The organism is Chitinophaga niabensis (genome assembly GCF_900129465.1).
GTDB lineage: Bacteria > Bacteroidota > Bacteroidia > Chitinophagales > Chitinophagaceae > Chitinophaga > Chitinophaga niabensis.
In genome coordinates this window covers 1,928,918-1,949,500 of the sequence record NZ_FSRA01000002.1, presented here as the reverse complement: position 1 = coordinate 1,949,500, position 20,583 = coordinate 1,928,918, and the positions used below count along the sequence as shown (strand labels likewise).

Sequence of the window (20,583 nt, the reverse complement as noted above, 5' to 3'; positions counted from 1 at the left end):
GGGAAATATCCCTTGCAGATTTATTATCAACGGTCAGGTAACAGCAAAGGCTTTGGAGAGCAAAAAAGAGAGCGGGAGGAAGGCCAATACGGCCAGCGCATAGGGGAAAGGAGCAAAAGCAGCCACCCATGCAGCATTCATGGCAATTAATCCAATAATACCGCCCCGTACTGCCTTTCCGATATTGGGGCCGGTAGGTTCTTTCATGGCAGCCAGTAAAGGCCGCATGATCATCCAGATAAATACCAGCAGGAAGGGGATCACTTCAAAGAATTTATGGTTCAGCCCCCCCAGCACAAAAATGGTCGTATATACAATGCCGTATCCCAGTGCGGCATACATCAATGTTCGTTTTTTGCCGCCATGTACCTCATCCCTGCTGATCATGGTGATGGCAGCAATATACAATACGGGCAAAACTGCCAGCCAGCCGTACTTTTCAAGTGCATGCGGAATAATGCTCATGCCCAGCAGCAGGTTCAATCCTCTGCAAAGCCCCATGTTCACCGGCCCCAGCAGGTTATGGTGTTTGCCCCATTTATTATATACCAGCGCCGCCACCGCAATACCTATAGCCAGGAAACCGGATAATTCCCCTACAGTGAAAGCTGCCAGCACTCCCAGTAATAACAGGTAACTCCCTAAGACCACCCCTTCAGTACGGGAAATAATCCCACTGGGAATAGGCCTTTCAGGACGTTCCACCCTGTCCAGCGCGGCATCAAAAACATCATTAAAAACTACGCCACCACCATAAAGACCGATGGTAGCAATGGCCATACAGGTAACCTGCAGGATGGCTTGCACATCCCCCAACCCTGTTGCCAAAAATCCTGAAATAGCAATCCCGGCCAGTATATCTGTTATAGCTGTTAGTATGTTCGCGGGCCGCATCAGTCGCAAATAGCCGATCAGTTTGCTGAAGATATAGTTCACGTTTTTCAGATAGGTTTATTCAAAAAAACAATGGTAATTCAAATATGCTGCCTACCGGATAATGGTAGATTGTTTATTAGGCCTTGGTTGCTGGCCGCCCCGAAGAACAGTGCTGCCATTATATTTCAGGCTTTGGTCAACAGGGATAACATTTTCAAAATCAGCTTCGTTGATCTGGCCGCTTTGTGCAAATGCCGTGATGGCATTACGGTAAGTGACTAATTCTATCGCTGCTTTATCTATTCCGCGTTCCAGCATCAATGCCGCTGTTTTAGGCACTGCCAGCGGATCGCTGATACCCCAGTCTGCAGCAGAATTTACCATGATACGTTCTGTTCCATATTGCTTCACGATCTCTACCATCCTTTCATTTCCCATTTTCGTAAAAGGGTAAATGGTGAAGGCTGCCCAGAAACCCCTGTCCAGTACTTCTTTCACCGTTTCTTCATTATTATGGTCTACGATCACCATGTAAGGATCAAGGCCCATTTCAATTGCAATGTCCATACTGCGCTGTGTACCTTGCTTTTTATCCCTGTGTGGCGTATGGATCTGTACCGGCAGCCCTGCATCCTTTGCCAGCTGCAGTTGTGCACGATAGTATTTTTCTTCCAGCGCGGTTTGATCATCAAATCCTATCTCCCCGATACCTACCACTCCTTCTTTATAAATGAAGAGCGGTAAGATCTCCATCACCTGCTCACTCAGTTTTTCATTATTTGCTTCTTTGGAGTTCAATCCGATCGTGCAATAATGTTTGATCCCGAATTGGGAAGAGCGGAAACGCTCCCAGCCAACAAGGCTGCTATAATAATCCCGGAAAGTATCCACCCCAGTCCTTGGCTGGCCTAACCAGAAAGCGGGTTCTATCAAAGCAACTACCCCTGCATCAGCCATGGCCTGGTAATCGTCCGTTGTACGGGAAGTCATATGTACATGCGGATCAAAAAAACGCATGCCTTTGATGGCTTCCAGGTAGGCAGGATTTATAGATTGGGGTACCAGGTCTTTTTCCGTCAGTTCAGCACTACAACACATATGATTTACAAATTACAATTGTTGTTAAATTAATAAAAAAAGCGCTCATGCATATAGCATTAATTAGCCATTTACACGACCGGCAACGGTTTCCCAACTCAGTTTTCCGGCTGCAATATCTGCTTTTACTTCGGAACGACTGTCCAGCAGTGTCTGCGCAGGACCGTATGTACTCATAGAACAGGCCAGAGCAGCGGCTTCCCGCTCTGCATGATGTTCTGAATACCAGGTCCTTTCAATATCAGGGAAATTAGTTTCATTGATGAAAGGCCCTATCAGCCGCCATAACATGGGATGCACAGTTCTTCCGGCAGCCCTCCTTTCATGTGCATAATCACATAGGATCCTTGCCAGTGTTGGGTTTGCCCGTTCATCCAGCCCTTCTATCTTATGCACGGGTTTTTCTGTAAAAAAGGCCTTGAGTACCAGCTGGTTCCAGGCAGCTTCGTCCAGGTACTTTGCAGGGTAAGGATTATGGAGCATAATAGCTTCCAAAACCACCCCTATATTGGACCGGATCCCTTCTGCCGTACGCAGTTTCCAGGCCTCCGGAAATGCCAGTAAAGGCAAGGCCCCGTACAAGGCTACCTGCTCATTCATTTCAGCAGAATTGAACAGGTTCTCTATCGTTTGCACGTATTGCTGCTGATCCGTAACAGGCAGCTGTAATAACCACCAGGAACGGAATAAACGGTCCAGTGTATATCCTTCCAGCCTTGGATCTGTGGTATTTACCTCATCCCGCCCTAAGAAACGGGGGGCCGCCGTAAAGGCGAGATTGAACTGTTGCAGGGTACCCTGCTCTTTCCAGGCTCCTAAACGCTCCTCCAGCCACTTTTTCCCCTTTTCTGATGCATGGTTGAGAATGGTCTGATATAGGTCCGAGGAGACTTTGTGCTGCTCATATGCGTATCCCATGGGGCTAAAATAATAATTTTCGGGGGATGGGGCCTGGCTTAAAATAAAAGAGAGGCAACTAGTGCCTCTCCTTCCGCCATTCTAAAACCTGATTAGTAACCAGGATATTCTTCAGGGCAAATGCCCAATATCTTTGTTAAGGGTTAGTTTCAAACTGAATCTTTATGCAATATAAGGATTAAAAATCGTTCACCGCTCACCCCTAAGTGTCAAAATTTTAACATTCCCTTTGGAAAAACGATTTTGCATGAGAAGTTTAAAACAGACGGTTTCCAATTTACCCTAAAATTGGCACATGCCCTCTGCATGTGCCCTATTCATATGGTGGAATTTATAAAGACAAAAATAACTTGGTATTCACCGTTGTGTAGTTACTCTGTGCAAAGGTTCGAATGTGATTTTGTCGCTATTATTGATTGTAAATTATAACATTAATTTAACAACCACAAACTTAAATGCGACTTTTTCAGAAAAAACTTTTACAAGCCTATCCTGATGGATGTATTGCGGATTTTCCGTAAGTTTAATCAATTTACCTGACTCATTTTCACTCGTCCAATCATGAAAATATTCAATGTTGTTTTTTGTGTGCTGTTTATCTTATTCGCTGCGCTGCAGTGGAACGACCCGGACCCCTACATCTGGATGCCTATCTACCTTTACGGAGCTGTTTTCTGCGGTTTAGCCGCCACCGGCAGCTATTATAAAGGCTGGTACCTCTTCGGCATCCTGGCCTACCTGGGCTACGCCATCTATCTGTTTTTCACCAAAGACGGGGTACTGGACTGGGCAACAGAGCACCATGCAGAAAATATTGCCGGTGCCATGAAAGCCTCCACGCCCTGGATTGAAGATACCCGGGAATTTTTTGGTCTTTTTATCCTGATCATCGTACTGTTGGTGAATTTTGTACATGCCAGCCAGAAAAAAGCCAAGAAAATGAGGAAAAAGATGATGAAGATCGGCTGATAATAAAATGTTTAGCCCATCTAAACCTTTTGCATTCCTTCACATAGGGTACTCGTTCGCCATTCCTTTTACACTCCTTCGTTCAAACTTATTTACTAATACTAAAAAAGGCTGCCCTGAGAGGGCAGCCTTTTTTGTTTATAAGCTCCGTTTTACTTTGCTATCAAACGCAGGAAATCAATACCTACCGGTGTCTTTTCAGCAGCATCTACTGCTTTGAACACCAGGTACAAGGTATGCTTCTGATTACCCGTCCAGGTGGGGAAAGTGATCGTAGCTGTAGTGGCAGTTTCTTTCACCGCGCCAGGCCCGATGGTTACCTCTCCTAACTTTTCGCCCGTAGGGCTATCCAGGTGCGCAGCTACCACATAACCATGCTGAGGCGTTTCCTGTACAAAATAGGTCAGCTCAATACCATTCACCTCCGCAAGGTCCAGGTCCTTATAAGCAGCCCAGGAACTCACCGTTGGGATCAGCACTTTTACACCGCCGAACTCAACAGTAGCCGCACCGTCTGCCTGCTTGTAATTTTCTGCCTGGATCTTGGGATTACGCAGTTCCACATTCGCAGTCCCCGTGATAGGCCTGATACCTGCGCCACCTTTATCTGTATAGCTGGCTATCAGGTAAAAGATACCACGGTCTTTCAGCTCACCACCCACAGTGGGAGATACACTACCCGTTGCAGGTAAAGAGGGTTCCTGTTTATTACCGCCGGCCAGGGAGAAAATATACTCCACGATCTGTTTCGCTTCGCTGTTGGAAATACCCGGGTGGGCAGACATGGCTGTTTCACCCCAAACACCGCCACCACCTTTGATGATCTTCTCTGCAAGATATTCAGGTGATTTAGGATCGTCTTTATATTTCGCAGCCACTTCCATAAAGCTTGGCCCGATGGATTTCTCATTCGGTTTATGACAGGTCTTACAATCAGAAGTTTCCATGATGTTCTTACCTGCAATAGCACCTGAAACTATCTGGTGCCCCTGTGGCATACCTGCTTTATCACGCCCTTCCATGTACAATGCCTTCACATAAAGGTTTGCTGCATCCAGGTTGCCGGCTGCCGTACTGCCGTCTTCTTTATCTGTTACATTCACAGTATAACGAACAGGTTTACCCGGGAAGTAGAACATCTTGTTACCCGCGATATCAATATTCACTTCCGGTGTTTCGTTACCGGCATACACACTGATCATTTTACTACGGGTAGTAGCTCCTTTGCTGTCTGTTACATCTACAAACACAGGGTACTCCCCTGCTGTAGTGAATGTTTGCTCAACAAAAGGTTCCTTGGTTTCTTTCTTGTTGCCGTTGCCGAAATTCCATAAGAAGGATATCTCATCGCCGTCAGGGTCTGTTGCACCATCTGCCGTGATCTTCACTTTGAATGGTAAACCGCCTGTGAGCTTGCTAACAGATAACCCGGTTTTCGGAGCGCGGTTGCCACCGTTGAAATCGATGCGGGATAAAGCAGCGTCTGCATTTTTGCTGAACCATCCGTTGCCATATTCCAGCACGTACAAACGGCCATCAGGCCCCATTTCCATATCTATCGGCGCATTGAACTTGGTACCCTGCATGAACCTTTCCATCTTCACATAGTTACCATCTTTATCCATGGTAACTGCCATGATCCAACCACGGATCCAGTCGTAAATAAAGAGTTTGCCATTATAGTAATCCGGGAAACGTGTTTCCTTGGGATAGAATTCTGAGTAATAGACCGGCCCTGCTTCTGCATTACGGCCACCTGTTCCTACCAGCGGGAATTCTTCAGATTTGCCGTAAGGGTACCAGATGAATGCTTTCTGTGCAGGAGGCAGTTCCTGTAAACCTGTATTGTTGCGGGAATTATTGATCGGCTTTTCAGGATTGAAGTAAGCGCCTGATACGCCGGTTTCATAATCAAACGCACGGTAAGGTTTGTTGTCTGCAATGAATAAAGGATATCCATAGTAACCGGCTTTCTTCGCCTGGTTCACTTCATCATAACCTTGCGGGCCACGGGTGGAATCATCTTTACTTGCATCAGGCCCTACTTCACCCCAGTACAGGTAACCGGTTTTACGGTCTACAGAGATGCGGTACGGGTTACGTGTACCCATGGCGTAGATCTCTGCTTTTGTTTTATCGCTGGCTTTGAAGAGGTTGCCTTCCGGAATTTCGTAAGAACCGTCTTCCTTCACACGGATGCGCAGGATCTTTCCGCGCAGGTCGTTGGTATTGGAAGATGTTCTGCGGCCATCATATTGTAAGTGACCGGGCCTGTCGTCCTGCGGACCAAACCCTTTGCTTGTATAAGCCTGGTTCGGTTCGTCGAATGGTGTGGTATTATCTCCTGTAGACAGATAGAGCAAACCATCGGGGCCAAAAGTAATGGAACCGCCGGTATGACAGCAGATATTGCGTTGGGAGTAGAATTGCAGGATCACCTTTTCGCTTTCAGGAACTACTTTATTATCCTTGAAAACAAAACGGCTCAGCCTGTTCACCGAAGTGTCTACCGGTGAATAGAAAAGATAGATGTAATTGTTCTTCGCAAATTCAGGATCTGCCGCAATCCCCATCAAACCTTCTTCTGCATTTACTTTCGGCACATCTGTTTTGTGATATACATTCAGGAAACCTACCTGGGACAATGCTTTGGTGGTATTGTTATAGAACAATATTTCACCACGGCGTTGTACCACCAATATATCCAGGTTAGGCAGGATCGCCATTTCCGTAGGTTCAAAGAAGTTACCGCTGTTCAGCACCTGTTTGGTGAAACGATCTTCATCAGGCAAACGTTGCGTAGTAGCTTTAGAATAATCCAGCACCTGGTTTTTACCCATGGCATACTGGATACCACCCAGGATGTGTTGCAGGTAAGCAGATTCTGCATAGGATTCTTCTGTATGCCCCAATTCAGTATAGAAAGCGCGGCCACCATCATAATTATGGTACCAGCTGATCGGATGATCATCCCCCATTTTGCCGCCGGTGTATGATTTCTCATCCACCGCTATCAGCACATTGGTTTCTTTGTTGACATTTTTAAAATTATACCACTCGTCCGTATGCTCCCAGGTATCCTGCAGATGTTTAGTGGCTGCATGGCTTTTATTCTTAATGATGAGTTTGGCTTTGGCTGTTCCCGGAGGATGGCTTTCAAAATAAGCGCCTGCCAGTTTACCATACCATGGCCAGTCGTATTCCGTATCCGTAGCAGAGTGGATGCCCACATAACCACCGCCGGCCTGGATGTACCTTTCAAAATCAGCCTCCTGGCGGGTGTTGAGCACATCCCCTGTTGTATTCAGAAAGATAACGGCTGCATATTGCTGCAAAGAATCTTCAGTAAAGCGCTCTGCGTTTTCCGTAGTATCCACTTCAAAACCATTCTCCTTGCCTAATTGTTGAATAGCTTTAATACCGGCAGGTATAGAGGCATGGCGGAAGCCGGTTGTTTTTGTGAACACCAGCACCTTTGGAACACCCGGGCGGGTTTTGCTGCAACTCACAGCACCAATGCCCATTGCGGCGAGGATTAAAATGATAAAAAAATGTCTCATTATTTATAGCGTTTGTAAAGTAAACGTGGATTCTTAAAACTTAACAGAGACGCAATATTGCGTCTCTGTTATACTATATAGTATCGTGATCTTCATTTCTTCTTCCCTATTACATACTCAATTCCACCCAACACATGTTTCAGAAATGCTTCTTCTTTATAGGATTCTTTGGTATGCCCCAGTTCCGTGTAGAACGTACGGCCGCCATCAAATTCGCGGTACCAGCTCATGGGATGATCATCGCCATTTTTGCCGCCCGTGTAAGAAGTTTCATCAATTTTGATCAGCACGTGTAAGCCTGGTACAATACTTTTGAAATTATACCATTCATCCCTGCGGACCCAGTTGGAATCCAGGTGTTTGGTAGCAGGATGCGTACGGTCCACCACTTTCAAAGTAGCCGTTTGCTGGTTAGGATGACTGAGGAAATACGCGCCTACCAGCTGGTTGTACCATGGCCAGTCGTATTCCGTATCCGTAGCAGCATGAATACCTACGAACCCGCCACCTTTTTTGATATAGGATTCCATAGCTGCCTGTTGCTCATCATTCAGGATGTTTCCTGTAGTGCTCAGAAAAACAACGGCTTTATATCTTTTCAGATTTTTGGTGTTGAACACGGAAGCATCTTCCGTAGTATCTACATCAAAACCGTTCTCTGCACCTAATTGGAGCATAGCGAGCTTACCCACAGGAATGGCATCATGCCTGAAGCCGGCTGTTTTAGAGAATACCAGTAAGCGTGGTTTTGCTTTCTTAAAAGCATAACCCGCACTCATTGTAAACAGGGCCAGTAATAGCAGCAAATATTTTTTCAGATGCATATATTAAAGTTGGCGGAGCTTGATGTTTTTGTACCAAACTTTGTTACCATGGTCCTGCAGCGCAATGTGGCCTTTGGAGAAGGCACCGAAACCATTCCAGGTCTTGAATTTGCTGCCTGCGATCAGTTTCGTCCACTCTTCAGTACCCATGGTAGTTTCAGCAGTTACTTTACCATTCAGGATCAGGGTAAGCTTGCCGTCTTTTTTAATGATCTTAGCAGTGTTCCATTGACCAACCGGTTTAGTGTAACGGGCAGGAGCAGCGATCAGGTCGTACAGATCGCCTGAGTTGTGTTTATGGATCTTACCATCCGCATGTTTATCATCGTCCAGTACCTGCATTTCAGGGCCGGTAGAATAAGTAGCACCATATTTAGCGTCGTCCTGTACACCAAAGATGATACCGCTGTTACCTCCTTCGGAGATCTTCCAGTCGATCTGCAGTTCATAATTTTCGTACTCACCGGCAGTGATGATGTCTCCACCTGTAGCACCTGCTTTTTTAGCATCGGTATCCAGGAAGAGCGCGCCATCTTCTATTTTCCAGGAAGTGGGCACTTCATCTTTTTTAAAGCCTTTCCAGCCTGCTGTGGTTTTGCCATCGAACAGCAATACCCAGCCTTCCTTCTTTTCTTTTTTGCTCAGCGAAGGTGTGCTTTGTGCATAAGCGCTTGTTGAAGCCGCCAGCACACCTAATATTAATGCGGAAGAGATAAAACGTTTCATAAAACGAACGGGTTTAAATGTCTTTTGTAAACTGGTTATTTAACGGAAAGGATATACTTCACCATTTCCACCGCATCTTCTTTGGGAACACCAGCGTGGGGAGCCATTGGAATTTCGCCCCAGTTGCCGGAACCACCTTTGATGATCTTGTCTGCCAGTGTAGCGATGTTAGCATCTGTAGCAGGGTATTTTGCAGCTATTTCTTTGAAAGAAGGCCCGATCACTTTTTCGGTTTCTTTGTGGCAGGTAGCGCAATCCTGGCCAGCGATCAATTCTTTACCTTTCCCGGCAACAGCCACTACCATGGAGTTATCTGCAGCAGGTGCAGTTGCTTCTTCTTTTTTCTCTTCAGTTTTCTTTTCTTCACCGCCGCCACCACATGCAGCCAGTGCAAACATCACTGCGCAGATCATAGCCGGCGCCCATATGAGTTTTTTCATCGTTTTGCTTGTTTATTGTTTTTATAAATCGTTTTAGCTCACTTATGTTTTTAAAGACCTAATACTCTTCTGTTCAGATGCTCATCTGCTCCCGTTCCGGCAAAGTCATCAAAGGCTTTTTCCGTTACGCGGATGATGTGATCTTTAATAAAAGGCGCACCTTCACGGGCACCATCTTCAGGATGTTTCATGCAACATTCCCATTCCATCACTGCCCATCCTGAATAATTGTATTGTGTCAGTTTACTGAACACTGCCTTGAAATCCACCTGTCCATCTCCAAGAGAACGGAATCTGCCGGGACGGTCTATCCAACCCTGGTAACCTCCGTAAACACCGGAACGGCCTGTAGGATTAAATTCCGCATCCTTCACATGGAACATCTTTATTTTCTCGTGGTAGATATCTATATAAGACAGGTAATCGAGGCATTGCAGTACAAAATGGCTTGGATCATATAACAGGCAAGCACGCTGATGGTTACCGGTAGCCGCCAGGAATTGTTCATAACTGGCTCCATCGTGGAGGTCTTCTCCGGGATGTACTTCATAACAAAGGTCTACGCCATTGGCGTCCATCTCATTCAAAATAGGCAACCAGCGGTTGGCCAGTTCCTTAAACCCTGTTTCCACTAAACCCGCAGGGCGTTGTGGCCAGGGATATACTGTATGCCACAATAATGCGCCACTGAAAGTGGCATGTGCGTCCAGGCCTAAATTACGGCTGGCTTTTGCAGCATATTTCAGTTGGTTCACGGCCCATTCCGTACGTGCTTTGGGATTACCCCTTAACGCTTCCGGCGCAAAACCGTCGAACAATTCATTGTAAGCAGGATGTACCGCCACCAGCTGACCTTGCAGGTGGGTGGACAGCTCTGTGATCTCCATACCTGCAGCCTGCACGATGCCTTTTATTTCATCTGCATACGTTTTGCTTTCTGCTGCTTTCTGCAGATCAATTACCCGGCTATCCCAGGTTGGGATCTGCACACCTTTAAAACCAAGGCCGGCAGACCATTTGCAAATGCTCTCCAACGAGTTGAAGGGGGCTTTATCGTCCAGGAACTGCGCCAGAAATATGCCTGGCCCTTTGATCGTTCTCATAAACTCTTCCTTATCTGATTTAAAAAATTCATTTCCTTTTTATGCCTGCAAAGAACTGATCCTTGCCGGACGGAAACATGATCCTGCTCCATTCCTAGATCTCGAACTTCGTCCATTTCTCCTGGCTGGCAGATGATTTTACCACCATATCAATAAATGCCATACCGCGGATACCATCGTCCACACTGGGGAAATCCAGCGCACCCATGGTTGGCGGAACGCCATCTATTTTAGCCTGCAGGGTTAAAGCAAAGTTGCGGTAAAGGTTCGCAAATGCTTCCAGGTATCCTTCCGGATGCCCACCCGGCGTACGGCAGTTATGTGTGGCAAAGCTGTCCAGGTGAGGATTACCGGCTCCTGCGCGATAGATCTCTGTAGGTTTGTCCAGCCATTTCACCAATAAAGTATTGGGTTCATGCTGTGCCCATTCCAGGCCGCCTTTTTCGCCATACACGCGGATCTTCAAAGCATTCTCTTCTCCTGCTGCTACCTGTGAGGCCATCAGCACACCGGCTGCGCCACCATCAAAACGTAACAGCACGGCACCATCGTCATCCAGCATACGGCCTTCCACCATAATATTCAGATCGGCACACAATTTATCGATTTTTTGGCCGGAAATGTACTCTGCCAGGTTAGCCGCGTGGGTACCGATATCGCCGAAACAACCGCTTTTGCCGGAACGTTTGGGATCTGTACGCCAGGCCGCCTGTGCATTACCTTCTCTTTCGCTGAGTTTACTCAGCCAGCCCTGTGGATATTCCACCCATACTTTGCGGATCTTACCCAAGGCACCATTTTTCACCATGGCACGGGCTTGTTTAACCATTGGGTACCCGGTATAAGTATGTGTAAGCAACAGGGTGAGCCCTGTTTGTTCTACTTTGGCTTTCAGCTGTTTTGCTTCATCCAGCGTAAAGGTGATAGGTTTTTCTACCACTACGTGGAAACCTTTGTCCAACGCCATCATAGCAGGCTCAAAGTGTGCAAAGTTGGGTGTAACGATGGTAATGAAGTCCAGCCTTTTATCTGCAGGCTGTGCCGCTTCTTTTTCCAGCATTGTTTTAAAGTCAGTATAAATGCGGTCTTCTTCAAGGAAGAGGGAACGCCCTGAATCCTGTGCTATTTCAGGGTTAATGCTCAATGCTCCCGCTTTCAGTTCAATCAATCCGTCCATATTAGCCGCAAGACGATGGATAGCTCCAATGAAGGCGTCTTTTCCGCCTCCGATCATGCCCATTCTGAGTTTCCTGTTCATTATAATATGATTTATTAGGCTGTTTGTAAAGTTTGTTTATTCTTTCCCTTCATATAAAAGAAAAGAGCACCGAATGCCACCACCAGTATAACAGGGATGATCAATGTAACATTGATGATCTCCGGACCGGCTACGGCCTGTGCCTGGGTAAAAGCTGCAGCCTCAGGTGTACCCGCTGCTGCAGAACGGAAAGTATCTAATGTACCACCGGCTGGTAAGTTCTTACTAATAATGTTATCGTAAAAACCGCCCATAAAATAAGTATAGATGGATACCGCAAACATACCTGCTCCGCCCATCAGGTTCATACCCAATGCACCTGATTCAGGAATGTTCTCAGATACAAAACCAAGCATGGTAGGCCAGAAGTAAGTAATACCCATTCCGAAGATAACAGCAGCCACGATCAGCATGTAACCGGAAACGCTGCCCATCAGGAATAATCCGATGGCGGAAAGGATAGCAGACACCAGCAACACTCCTGTGGGAGAGATCTTATGAACTACAGGACCAGCCACCGCACGGCCAAAGACCTGCACTCCTGCAGTTAATGCCAGGATGAGGATACCATGCTCTGTTACATTCTTTAACAATATCTCGATCCATTGGTTGGTGAACAGTTCTGTAATAGCTGTACCAAACATGCAGATCAGCATAAAGATGAATAAAGGGCTGGCCACTGAACGATACATCTGGCTGTTGGAAACGCCCGCTGCTACACGTTCTGTAACAGGGAAGTCCAAACGCAGGAACAAATACCCATAGATCAGCGTAGGGATGATCATGCTGGCAACCTGCCATTGCCAGTTAAGGCCTATCTGGTTGAAAAGGGTTACCAGCAAGGTACCGATAACGATACCTCCGGGGAACCAGAGGTGAAAGTGATTGAGCTTTGTAGTTTTGTTTTCCGGGAAAATAGTGGCAACCAGTGGATTACAGGCTGCTTCCACCGTACCATTCGCCATTCCGATAAATAAAGTGGAAATGAAAAGAGGCCAGAAACCAGAAGAAAAATAAGGTGTACTCACCGTGAGGATGATCCCCAGCAGATGCAGAACAAATGCTGCCACCAGGAGGTTCTTCATTCCGATGGCATCCACAATAAACCCGCCGATAATAACCGCCAGTGGGAAACCCCAGAAAGCAGTACCGGTAATGATCGCCAACTCCTGGCCATCTAAATGAAATTCCTTGCCAAGCGTACCCAGTATACCGGCACGGATCCCAAAAGACAGGGACGTGACCAGCAGGGCCAGACAACTGGCGATAAAAAGACTCCTAGGCTGTATCTGTTTCATAGACGTGATTTTGCTAAAATTCAATGGCTCGCTTAAAACCTTTAAATTTATAAAAAGTATTTACATATTTTTATCTTTTTGTGACGGGTAACGGCCTGTTAACTTAACATTTCACTGATCCGGCAGATAAGACCCGGTAAATTAGCAGTTTTTTTTGATGAACGGCCATCTACATACAGAAGAGGTCCTCCGTGCCCTTCAGGCCCGGAATGTTAAAACATTTGCCGAAGTTTACCAAACCTTCTTCCCGCTCCTGTACAGCATTGCCCGTAAATACCTGCAGGAAAAGACCATTGCCGAAGAGATCATCCAGGACGTTTTCCTCCATATCTGGGAAAACAAACTGGAACTGGAACACCCTGCCGCCCTGAAGAATTATCTCTGCAAAGCTGTGGCAAACCGTTGCCTCAATCACCTCCAGCGGGAACAGATGCTCCGCCGCCACCATGAACAGATCCTCCTTACCACGGAAGAAAGTTATGTGTCCACTTTCGTGGAAGAACAGGAGCTTCGGTACCGTATCTACGAAGCCATTGAACAACTTCCCCCCAAATGCAAGCAGATCTTCAAGCTCAGCCGCTATGAAGGGCTGAAGAATGGAGCCATCGCCGAAGAACTGGGCATTTCCGTGAAAACCGTGGAAAACCAGATGACCATTGCCCTGCGGCAATTACGGGAAACCCTGATGGACCCGCAAACTTCCTTCTCCGCCGCCGCCCGGAATAAAATGCTCCTTTTTGTTCTCGGGTAATATAAGGTGCGCTTTTTTGAACACTGGTAGTATCTCCGCCGGAAAAAATATAATCTTTGCCTCCTTTTTGGGGGTATCTCTTTATTCGTTTGTCTTCAGATTATAGCGCACAATCAAAATCGCATGGAACCGATCAATGTAGAACAGCTTATCATCAATCACCTGCAGTCGCCGGAAGACGCTGCTGTGCTGGCTGAATTGAATGCCTGGCTGGAAAAGGCCCCACAGAACAGAACATATTTTGATCAATACCGGCAGATCTGGGAATTATCCCCCGAAGCCGCTGTTTTTACTGAAGTAGATGTAAAAGCTGCCACCGCAAGGTTCAGGGCACGGCTCCCGCAAACAAAAGCATACCCGCTCCGCTGGCTGAAAATAGCCGCAGCAGCAGCTGTTATTATAGCTGTAACCGGCACATGGTACTGGATGGCCCATCACCCGTCTACCCAATACCTTGCTAAAACCACCACCATCGCCATTGACTCTGTGATGCTGGAAGATGGCAGCAGGATCGTATTAAATAAACATTCCCGGATCAAATACAATCACCGCAAAGTACAACTGGAATATGGGGAAGCTTTTTTCGATGTGGTATCTGATCCTTCCGAACCTTTTGTAGCCTATACCGGCGGCGCGGAAGTAAAAGTACTGGGCACCTCCTTTAACCTGGCCATTTTGCAGGAGAACGTAAAATTATTTGTGGTAACAGGCGCCGTGAACTTTGGCACTGCAGGTTCTAATTCGCCAAAACTGGTAACAGCCGGTAAAGGCGCCACTTACGTAACCGGCGATACTGCCGTACAATTAAAGGACAGGACTGACTATAACGAAGTATCATGGCGCACCGGTGAACTGCGTTTTATAGATACACCAATGGATGAAGTATGCGCAATACTCTCCGAACATTACCAGGTAAAAGTGATCATGGAAAATAAGGACCGTGCACAGCTGAACCTGAATGCCAATTTCAGCAAACGCACACTGGATGAAGTGTTGCAGACGCTGAGCGCTTTGTATGATTATCATTACGAAAAAAGGGGAGATACTATTTTCATCCGCTAAACATATATGCTGAATCTAAAGAGAGGTTAACGGGATAGACGACTATACCTGCACAGGATCTATTTGCTACTTATTTTCTAAACTATCGTTTGCTATGACATCACAAATCTACAAATCAACCAACCACCGGTGGCGGAGAGTTTCCTGTCAACTGTTGCTGGCCCTCACTTTGGGCACAGTGCCAGTACATGCGCAGGACACTTTTGCGCTGAGCCGAAAAGTATCCGTTCATGCAAAAAAAACACCCATTTCCCATGTACTGGAAGATCTCGAGAAACAAACCAACCTCAACTTTGTGTATGATGGCGCACAACTTGACCGCTCTTCCACTATCACACTCAATGCAGACAACAGATCGCTTAAAGATGTATTGAATGCCCTCTTCCCTAAAGGTTCCGAATACCGCGTAGTCGGCAACCAGCTCGTGGTGAAAAAAGGCACGCTACCCGCAGCAGTTCCTGTAGTGGTACAACAGAAGAACATCCGTGTTGTAGGAAATGTAGTGCTCCGCGATAACAAGGGAGACCTTCAAATGATGCAGGGCGTGAACGTTCGGGTAAAAGGGCAAACCACCGGAACCGTCACCAATACAGCCGGCCAGTTTGAAATTACTGCACCTGAAAATGGCACACTGGTGTTTAGTTTCATGGGTTACAAACAAAAAGAAGTAGCCATCAATGGCCGCAGCAGTATGAAAATAACACTGGAAGAAGATATCTCCAAAATACAGGAAGTAGTAGTGACCGGCATCTTTGAACGCCCGAAAGAAAGCTTCACCGGTTCAGCTGCCACCTATTCCGGTCAGCAGTTAAAAACAGTAGGTAACCAGAATGTGATCCAGAGCTTACGCAGTCTGGACCCCGCTTTTAGTGTATTTGAAAACAACCGCTTTGGTTCCAATCCCAACGTAATGCCGGATATGGAAATACAGGGCAGAACAAATATCCTGGGCCTGAAAGAGCAGCTGGGCGCAGATCTCAACCTCCCATTATTTATATTAGATGGTTTCCCCGTTCCCCTGCAGACCATTATGGACCTGGACATTAACCGCGTAGAGAACCTCACCCTGTTAAAGGATGCCGCCTCTACTGCCATCTATGGTTCCCGTGCCGCCAACGGTGTAATTGTAATTGAAACTAAAAAACCGAAAGCCGGTGAACTAAGGGTTACCTATACTAACGACAATCAATTCTCCATACCTGATCTCCGTGATTATAACCTGATGAACGCCGCTGAAAAGCTGGAATTCGAAAGGCTTTCCGGAAGATATACGCTGGAAAATCAATTCCGTTATTATTACGATGCACAGGTAGCGCTGGATAACCTCTACAATGAAAAACTCGCAGAAGTAAAACGTGGCGTGAATACTTACTGGATGAACGAGCCCTTGAGAAAAGGTTTCAGCAACAGTCATTCCCTTTACCTGGAAGGCGGCGACAACCAGATGCGGTATGGCGTTGGCGTTAACTATAAAAAGGTCAACGGGGTAATGAAAGGTTCTTCCCGCGATGTGGGAGGTGGTAATATCAAACTGCTCTACCGTAAAGGGAAACTCTCTTTCCAAAATAATCTTTCCCTCGGTTTCTTTACAGCCAACGAATCCCCCTATGGATTATTCTCCAACTTTTCCCGCGCAAATCCCTATTACAGGAAAAGGAATCCCGATGGCAGCATCCCAAGGATCCTGGAAACAGCCTACACCAGAACAGGTACCCTTAATTATATCGTGAACAACCCTTTATGGGATGCTATGTTGCCCAACAGCAATGTAACGAGGAACTTCAACGTGATCAACAACTTTCAGGCAGAATGGGCCATCCGCTATGATCTTCGTTTCCGGGCAAGATTTGGGGTGAACCGCACTACGGAGGAACAGGAAGTATTCATCTCTGCGCTGCATTCCAAATACATCCTTACCCCCTTGCTGGAAAGAGGTTCTTATAACAACGATAGTAAAGAGGCCCTTCGCCTGGATGGGGATCTAAGTTTTACTTTTGGTCGTGTATTCGCAGAAAAACACCTGGTGAACGCGGTGGCAGGCTGGTCTTTCAGTGATGATCAGAAAACGGGGAAAGGTTATTCCGCCGTAGGCTTCCCGGATTACATCACCTCGCCCGCATTCGCCGCTTCCTATTCTCCCAACAGCAAACCTATTTCCAACGAAGCCACCGCACGCAGCACCAGTTTTTTCCTGCAGGGTGGTTACAGCTACGATAACCGTTTTCTGCTGGACTACAGTTACCGCCTGGATGGAGCTTCCAATTACGGCGTGAATAAACTCTTCACCAATACCTGGTCATTAGGTGTTGCCTGGAATCTGCACGAAGAAGACTTCTTCAGCAAAGATGTTTTCAACCTGCTTAAACTCAGGGCCAGCATTGGTAACCCGGGTAATGAAAACGGCATCGCCTACCAGTCTTTCACCACCTTCAATTACAATACCGCCAATCAGAACTATTTTGGAATAGGTGCCAACATTGCTTCCTTTGGAAACCCGGACCTGGACTGGCAAAAAACGATCAAGAAAACCATCGGCATAGACGGTGTGGTAAAAGAACGTTTACGTTTCAATTTCGATTATGTATTGCAGAATGCTGACCCGTTGGTGGCCGTGATCAGCCTCCCTGCATCTGTAGGCTCTTCCATCTATACTACTAACATCGGCGCACAAAACAGCAAGGGTTTCAACTTCATCGTATCCTTCTCTCCCATCTATTTACCCAAACAGGGCATCAACTGGAGCATCAGTGTAAGCGGTAAGCAGGAAAGGGCACATTATGAAAACATCGGCAACAAACTGGATGTGATGAACAAATTAAATCAATCCAAAAACCTGGACCGGTATTATGATATGGGCAGTCCTACTGCTTTATGGGCCGTCAGATCACAGGGCATCGATCCCGGTAGCGGAAGAGAAGTGTTTGTGAAAAAAGATGGCACACTCACCTTTCAATATGATTATGCAGACGAAGTAGTGGTAGGAGATTCCCGTCCTGATCTGGATGGCGTGTTAGGCACAACGCTTTATTACAAAGGATTCAACCTCGGCGGTTATATCCGTTACCGGATGGGGGGAGACGAGTTCAATACCGCCTTATACAATAAAGTAGAGAATATTAATATGGAAGGATTGAAGATAAACCAGGATAAACGCGCTTTGTATGACCGCTGGAAAAAAGCAGGAGACCGTGCCCGCTTCAAAAGTATCAGCCTGCTGGACCAGACAAACATCAGCTCCCGTTTTGTGCAGGAAGAAAATACCTTTGCCGGCGAATCCATCAATCTGGGTTATGAATTTCCTAACCGCCTTGTACAAAAATGGCACCTCTCTTATGTAAAGATCACTGGTTATATGAACGACATCTTCCGCATTTCCTCCATCAAACGGGAAAGAGGTATTGATTACCCGTTCGCGAATATGCTGTCTTTCTCCTTATCTGTAGGGTTCTAATCAACAATCTAAAAAAAATGAAAAAACATCTTCTTTATACCATCCTGCTGGCAGCATTGTTCTCCGCCACCTCCTGCAAAAAATGGCTGAGTGTGCAACCGCGGGATAAGGTATCCGAACAGAAACTATTTGATACCGAACAGGGTTTCTACAATGCATTGAATTCCGTTTACCTGGACATGAACCTGAAAGATACTTATGGCGGCCAGATGAGCATGGAAATGATAGAGGTATTGGGGCAGCAATACAACATCTTATCAGATCACAGGCTCCAGGCCATCAATAACTACAACTTCACGCATGACTCTGCCAAAGCCAGGATCGCGATGGCCTGGCGCGGCAACTATACAAGGATTGCCAATGTGAATAAGATCCTCGCTGTGATCGATGACCATAAACATATCTTCAGCAATGCAGACAACTATAGTAATGTAAAAGGCGAATCCTTTGCCCTCCGTGCTTTCCTCCATTTTGATATATTACGTCTCTTTGGCCCCATTTACGCAGTGGATTCACTCAAAAAAAGCATTCCTTATGTAGACGATTTCACCTCTAAATTCCAGGAATTATTGCCCGCCAATATAGTGATAGATAAAGTACTGAAAGACCTTGATTCCGCTGAATTGTATCTGCGCAAAGACCCCATCATAACAGGCGGCCCCATGTTCTCCGGGAACCCGGATGGCGGTTCTCAGTTCTGGCGCTTCCGTACCCTGCGTATGAACTACTATGCCGCCATTGCCATGAAGGCAAGGGTACACCTATACCGCAGGAACAAAGCAGCTGCACTGGAAAATGCTAAAACAGTGATTGCCGCACAGGAAGGAAGGTTCCCCTGGATCAACAAAGATTACATCCTCACCAATAAGATCAACCCCAATCGCATCTTCCACACAGAAATACTCTTTGGCCTGCATGATATTAAACTGGCAGATAAACAAAAGAATTACTTCGATCCAGTTCTGGAAGCCCGGAATATCTTAGCACCATTGCCGGCAAGATTAACTGCCACTTACGAAAATAATAACACGGCAGATTATCGGAATAATGTGGCTATATGGGCTATTCCCGGTAACGGTATCAAAGACTACCGCTGCTTCTTTAAGTTCTCCGATATAGAGCATAAAGATTCCCTCTACCGCAATATCATTCCATTGATCCGTATCAGCGAAATGTATTACATCGCGGCAGAAACAGAAACAGATAAAACACTGGCTTTCGGATATCTCAACACCGTTCGAAAGAACCGCGGATTGTTAGACGTACCGCTCACCGCAGTGATTGCTACGGAAATAAGGAATGAATATAAACGGGAGTTTTATGGAGAAGGACAACTCTTCTTTTACTACAAACGCCTGAACACAACTTCCATTCCATCCGGTAACAGCAGCACGGCAAATGTAGCTATGACGGCAGGTAAATACTGCCCGCCACTACCGGACGATGAGATCCGCTACAGAGATTAACACAACCAAAACTAACAGTGATGAAAAAAATCATTCTTTATATCCTGCTCTTTTTAACAGCTTCCTGTCAACGGTCTGAGATCCCGCTTTACAGTGGTACCGCCGGCATTTATTTTGAAGTATACAACGAACCCACAGCAGGTGTTTATGTACGGGTAGATACATCCGTTCTCACCTTTGCTTATCATCCTGAAAAAACAGACAGCATTTTCGCGCTCTCTATCAGGGTGAAAGGAGATACTGTTCCAAAAGACAGGCAGTTCAGCATCAAAGTGATCGATACTTCCGCCAATGCAGCAAAGGCAGGTATCCACTATGAAGCATTCCCCACAACGGCTATTGTACCGGCGGGAAAAGCATCGGTACTGTTACCCGTAAAATTCCTGAAACACCGGGATATGCAGGTGAAAACATTTGCCCTCTGCATTCAGTTACTGGAAAATGAAAATTTCAAAACAGATCTGCCCCAACTCTATGTTCCGGATACCAAAAAATACATCAGTGCTACTGTTCACACCATTCTTGTAGACGATGCCCTGGCAAGGCCTAAATACTGGCTGGATGGTTACCTGGGGCCCTATTCACGGAAAAAGTACGTACTGCTCTGCCAGTTGCTGGATATTCCGGTAGCTACCCTGAACAATACCATCTCTGTAGGTACGGTAAAATATTACGGCAACTTCATGAAAAACTATCTCGCAGATGAAGCCGCAGCAGGCAGGATCGTGTATGAAGAAGATGGCTCCGTAATGAAAATGGGAGACGGACTCTGATCATTTTTAA

Annotated in this window: 16 protein-coding genes; 6 read left to right on the top strand and 10 right to left on the bottom strand. The window is 46.3% G+C overall.

Annotation, left to right across the window (positions count from 1 at the left end; all coding sequences use genetic code 11):
* Positions 1 to 33 precede the first annotated feature (33 nt).
* The 3 genes from eboC to BUR42_RS25260 form a co-directional block, all read right to left on the bottom strand.
* Entirely contained in the window at positions 34 to 936 is a 903-nt protein-coding gene (eboC, locus tag BUR42_RS25270; protein ID WP_234979801.1) for a UbiA-like protein EboC, read from the bottom strand.
* Between the two features lie 51 nt (positions 937 to 987).
* Positions 988 to 1,974 carry a TatD family hydrolase gene (locus BUR42_RS25265; protein ID WP_074242336.1) on the bottom strand — a complete coding sequence of 329 codons (987 nt, stop codon included), beginning with the start codon at positions 1,972 to 1,974 and terminating at the stop codon, positions 988 to 990.
* Between the two features lie 63 nt (positions 1,975 to 2,037).
* The gene (locus tag BUR42_RS25260; RefSeq protein WP_074242335.1) at positions 2,038 to 2,892 is read right to left on the bottom strand and encodes an EboA domain-containing protein; all 855 of its coding nucleotides are present in this window, start codon (positions 2,890 to 2,892) and stop codon (positions 2,038 to 2,040) included.
* A 561-nt stretch (positions 2,893 to 3,453) separates the two neighbouring features.
* On the opposite strand from BUR42_RS25260, the gene BUR42_RS25255 reads away from it, so the two are divergent.
* Complete coding sequence (locus BUR42_RS25255) at positions 3,454 to 3,861, top strand: transmembrane 220 family protein (RefSeq protein WP_074242334.1); 408 nt, start codon at positions 3,454 to 3,456, stop codon at positions 3,859 to 3,861.
* 152 nt (positions 3,862 to 4,013) lie between these two features.
* Here the strand turns inward: BUR42_RS25255 and BUR42_RS25250 are convergent, their stop codons facing one another.
* From BUR42_RS25250 to BUR42_RS25220, 7 genes are all read right to left on the bottom strand, one after another.
* Positions 4,014 to 7,421, bottom strand: a complete 3,408-nt coding sequence (locus tag BUR42_RS25250) for a ThuA domain-containing protein (RefSeq protein ID WP_074242333.1) — start codon at positions 7,419 to 7,421, stop codon at positions 4,014 to 4,016.
* Between the two features lie 92 nt (positions 7,422 to 7,513).
* Complete coding sequence (locus BUR42_RS25245) at positions 7,514 to 8,245, bottom strand: ThuA domain-containing protein (RefSeq protein ID WP_074242332.1); 732 nt, start codon at positions 8,243 to 8,245, stop codon at positions 7,514 to 7,516.
* A gap of 3 nt (positions 8,246 to 8,248) precedes the next feature.
* Positions 8,249 to 8,971, bottom strand: coding sequence for a 3-keto-disaccharide hydrolase (locus BUR42_RS25240; protein WP_074242331.1), 723 nt, complete (start codon positions 8,969 to 8,971; stop codon positions 8,249 to 8,251).
* A gap of 35 nt (positions 8,972 to 9,006) precedes the next feature.
* Complete coding sequence (locus BUR42_RS25235) at positions 9,007 to 9,411, bottom strand: c-type cytochrome (protein ID WP_074242330.1); 405 nt, start codon at positions 9,409 to 9,411, stop codon at positions 9,007 to 9,009.
* A gap of 50 nt (positions 9,412 to 9,461) precedes the next feature.
* Positions 9,462 to 10,514 carry a sugar phosphate isomerase/epimerase family protein gene (locus BUR42_RS25230; RefSeq protein ID WP_074242329.1) on the bottom strand — a complete coding sequence of 351 codons (1,053 nt, stop codon included), beginning with the start codon at positions 10,512 to 10,514 and terminating at the stop codon, positions 9,462 to 9,464.
* Positions 10,515 to 10,608: 94 nt separating this feature from the next.
* Complete coding sequence (locus tag BUR42_RS25225) at positions 10,609 to 11,772, bottom strand: Gfo/Idh/MocA family protein (RefSeq protein WP_074242328.1); 1,164 nt, start codon at positions 11,770 to 11,772, stop codon at positions 10,609 to 10,611.
* Between the two features lie 14 nt (positions 11,773 to 11,786).
* Positions 11,787 to 13,070, bottom strand: coding sequence for an MFS transporter (locus tag BUR42_RS25220; RefSeq protein WP_074242327.1), 1,284 nt, complete (start codon positions 13,068 to 13,070; stop codon positions 11,787 to 11,789).
* 157 nt (positions 13,071 to 13,227) lie between these two features.
* Here BUR42_RS25220 and BUR42_RS25215 point away from each other — a divergent pair, with 157 nt between their 5' ends.
* The 5 genes from BUR42_RS25215 to BUR42_RS25195 all read left to right on the top strand — a co-directional run bounded on the left by BUR42_RS25215 (position 13,228) and on the right by BUR42_RS25195 (position 20,573).
* Complete coding sequence (locus BUR42_RS25215) at positions 13,228 to 13,821, top strand: RNA polymerase sigma-70 factor (protein WP_074242326.1); 594 nt, start codon at positions 13,228 to 13,230, stop codon at positions 13,819 to 13,821.
* 123 nt (positions 13,822 to 13,944) lie between these two features.
* Positions 13,945 to 14,883 carry a FecR family protein gene (locus BUR42_RS25210; protein ID WP_074242325.1) on the top strand — a complete coding sequence of 313 codons (939 nt, stop codon included), beginning with the start codon at positions 13,945 to 13,947 and terminating at the stop codon, positions 14,881 to 14,883.
* Positions 14,884 to 14,977: 94 nt separating this feature from the next.
* On the top strand, positions 14,978 to 18,334 hold the full coding sequence (locus tag BUR42_RS25205; RefSeq protein WP_074242324.1) for a SusC/RagA family TonB-linked outer membrane protein: 3,357 nt from the start codon (positions 14,978 to 14,980) through the stop codon (positions 18,332 to 18,334).
* A gap of 17 nt (positions 18,335 to 18,351) precedes the next feature.
* On the top strand, positions 18,352 to 19,800 hold the full coding sequence (locus BUR42_RS25200; RefSeq protein WP_074242323.1) for a RagB/SusD family nutrient uptake outer membrane protein: 1,449 nt from the start codon (positions 18,352 to 18,354) through the stop codon (positions 19,798 to 19,800).
* A gap of 20 nt (positions 19,801 to 19,820) precedes the next feature.
* Entirely contained in the window at positions 19,821 to 20,573 is a 753-nt protein-coding gene (locus tag BUR42_RS25195) for a DUF4843 domain-containing protein (RefSeq protein WP_074242322.1), read from the top strand.
* The last annotated feature ends 10 nt before the right edge of the window (positions 20,574 to 20,583 follow it).

Coding starts and splice junctions, on each gene's coding strand:
- BUR42_RS25265 (WP_074242336.1), bottom strand. CDS start 1,974: ATGTGTTGTAGTGCTGAACTGACGGAAAAAGACCTGGTACCCCAATCT.
- BUR42_RS25260 (WP_074242335.1), bottom strand. CDS start 2,892: ATGGGATACGCATATGAGCAGCACAAAGTCTCCTCGGACCTATATCAG.
- BUR42_RS25255 (WP_074242334.1), top strand. CDS start 3,454: ATGAAAATATTCAATGTTGTTTTTTGTGTGCTGTTTATCTTATTCGCT.
- BUR42_RS25250 (WP_074242333.1), bottom strand. CDS start 7,421: ATGAGACATTTTTTTATCATTTTAATCCTCGCCGCAATGGGCATTGGT.
- BUR42_RS25245 (WP_074242332.1), bottom strand. CDS start 8,245: ATGCATCTGAAAAAATATTTGCTGCTATTACTGGCCCTGTTTACAATG.
- BUR42_RS25240 (WP_074242331.1), bottom strand. CDS start 8,971: ATGAAACGTTTTATCTCTTCCGCATTAATATTAGGTGTGCTGGCGGCT.
- BUR42_RS25235 (WP_074242330.1), bottom strand. CDS start 9,411: ATGAAAAAACTCATATGGGCGCCGGCTATGATCTGCGCAGTGATGTTT.
- BUR42_RS25230 (WP_074242329.1), bottom strand. CDS start 10,514: ATGAGAACGATCAAAGGGCCAGGCATATTTCTGGCGCAGTTCCTGGAC.
- BUR42_RS25225 (WP_074242328.1), bottom strand. CDS start 11,772: ATGAACAGGAAACTCAGAATGGGCATGATCGGAGGCGGAAAAGACGCC.
- BUR42_RS25220 (WP_074242327.1), bottom strand. CDS start 13,070: ATGAAACAGATACAGCCTAGGAGTCTTTTTATCGCCAGTTGTCTGGCC.
- BUR42_RS25215 (WP_074242326.1), top strand. CDS start 13,228: ATGAACGGCCATCTACATACAGAAGAGGTCCTCCGTGCCCTTCAGGCC.
- BUR42_RS25210 (WP_074242325.1), top strand. CDS start 13,945: ATGGAACCGATCAATGTAGAACAGCTTATCATCAATCACCTGCAGTCG.
- BUR42_RS25205 (WP_074242324.1), top strand. CDS start 14,978: ATGACATCACAAATCTACAAATCAACCAACCACCGGTGGCGGAGAGTT.
- BUR42_RS25200 (WP_074242323.1), top strand. CDS start 18,352: ATGAAAAAACATCTTCTTTATACCATCCTGCTGGCAGCATTGTTCTCC.
- BUR42_RS25195 (WP_074242322.1), top strand. CDS start 19,821: ATGAAAAAAATCATTCTTTATATCCTGCTCTTTTTAACAGCTTCCTGT.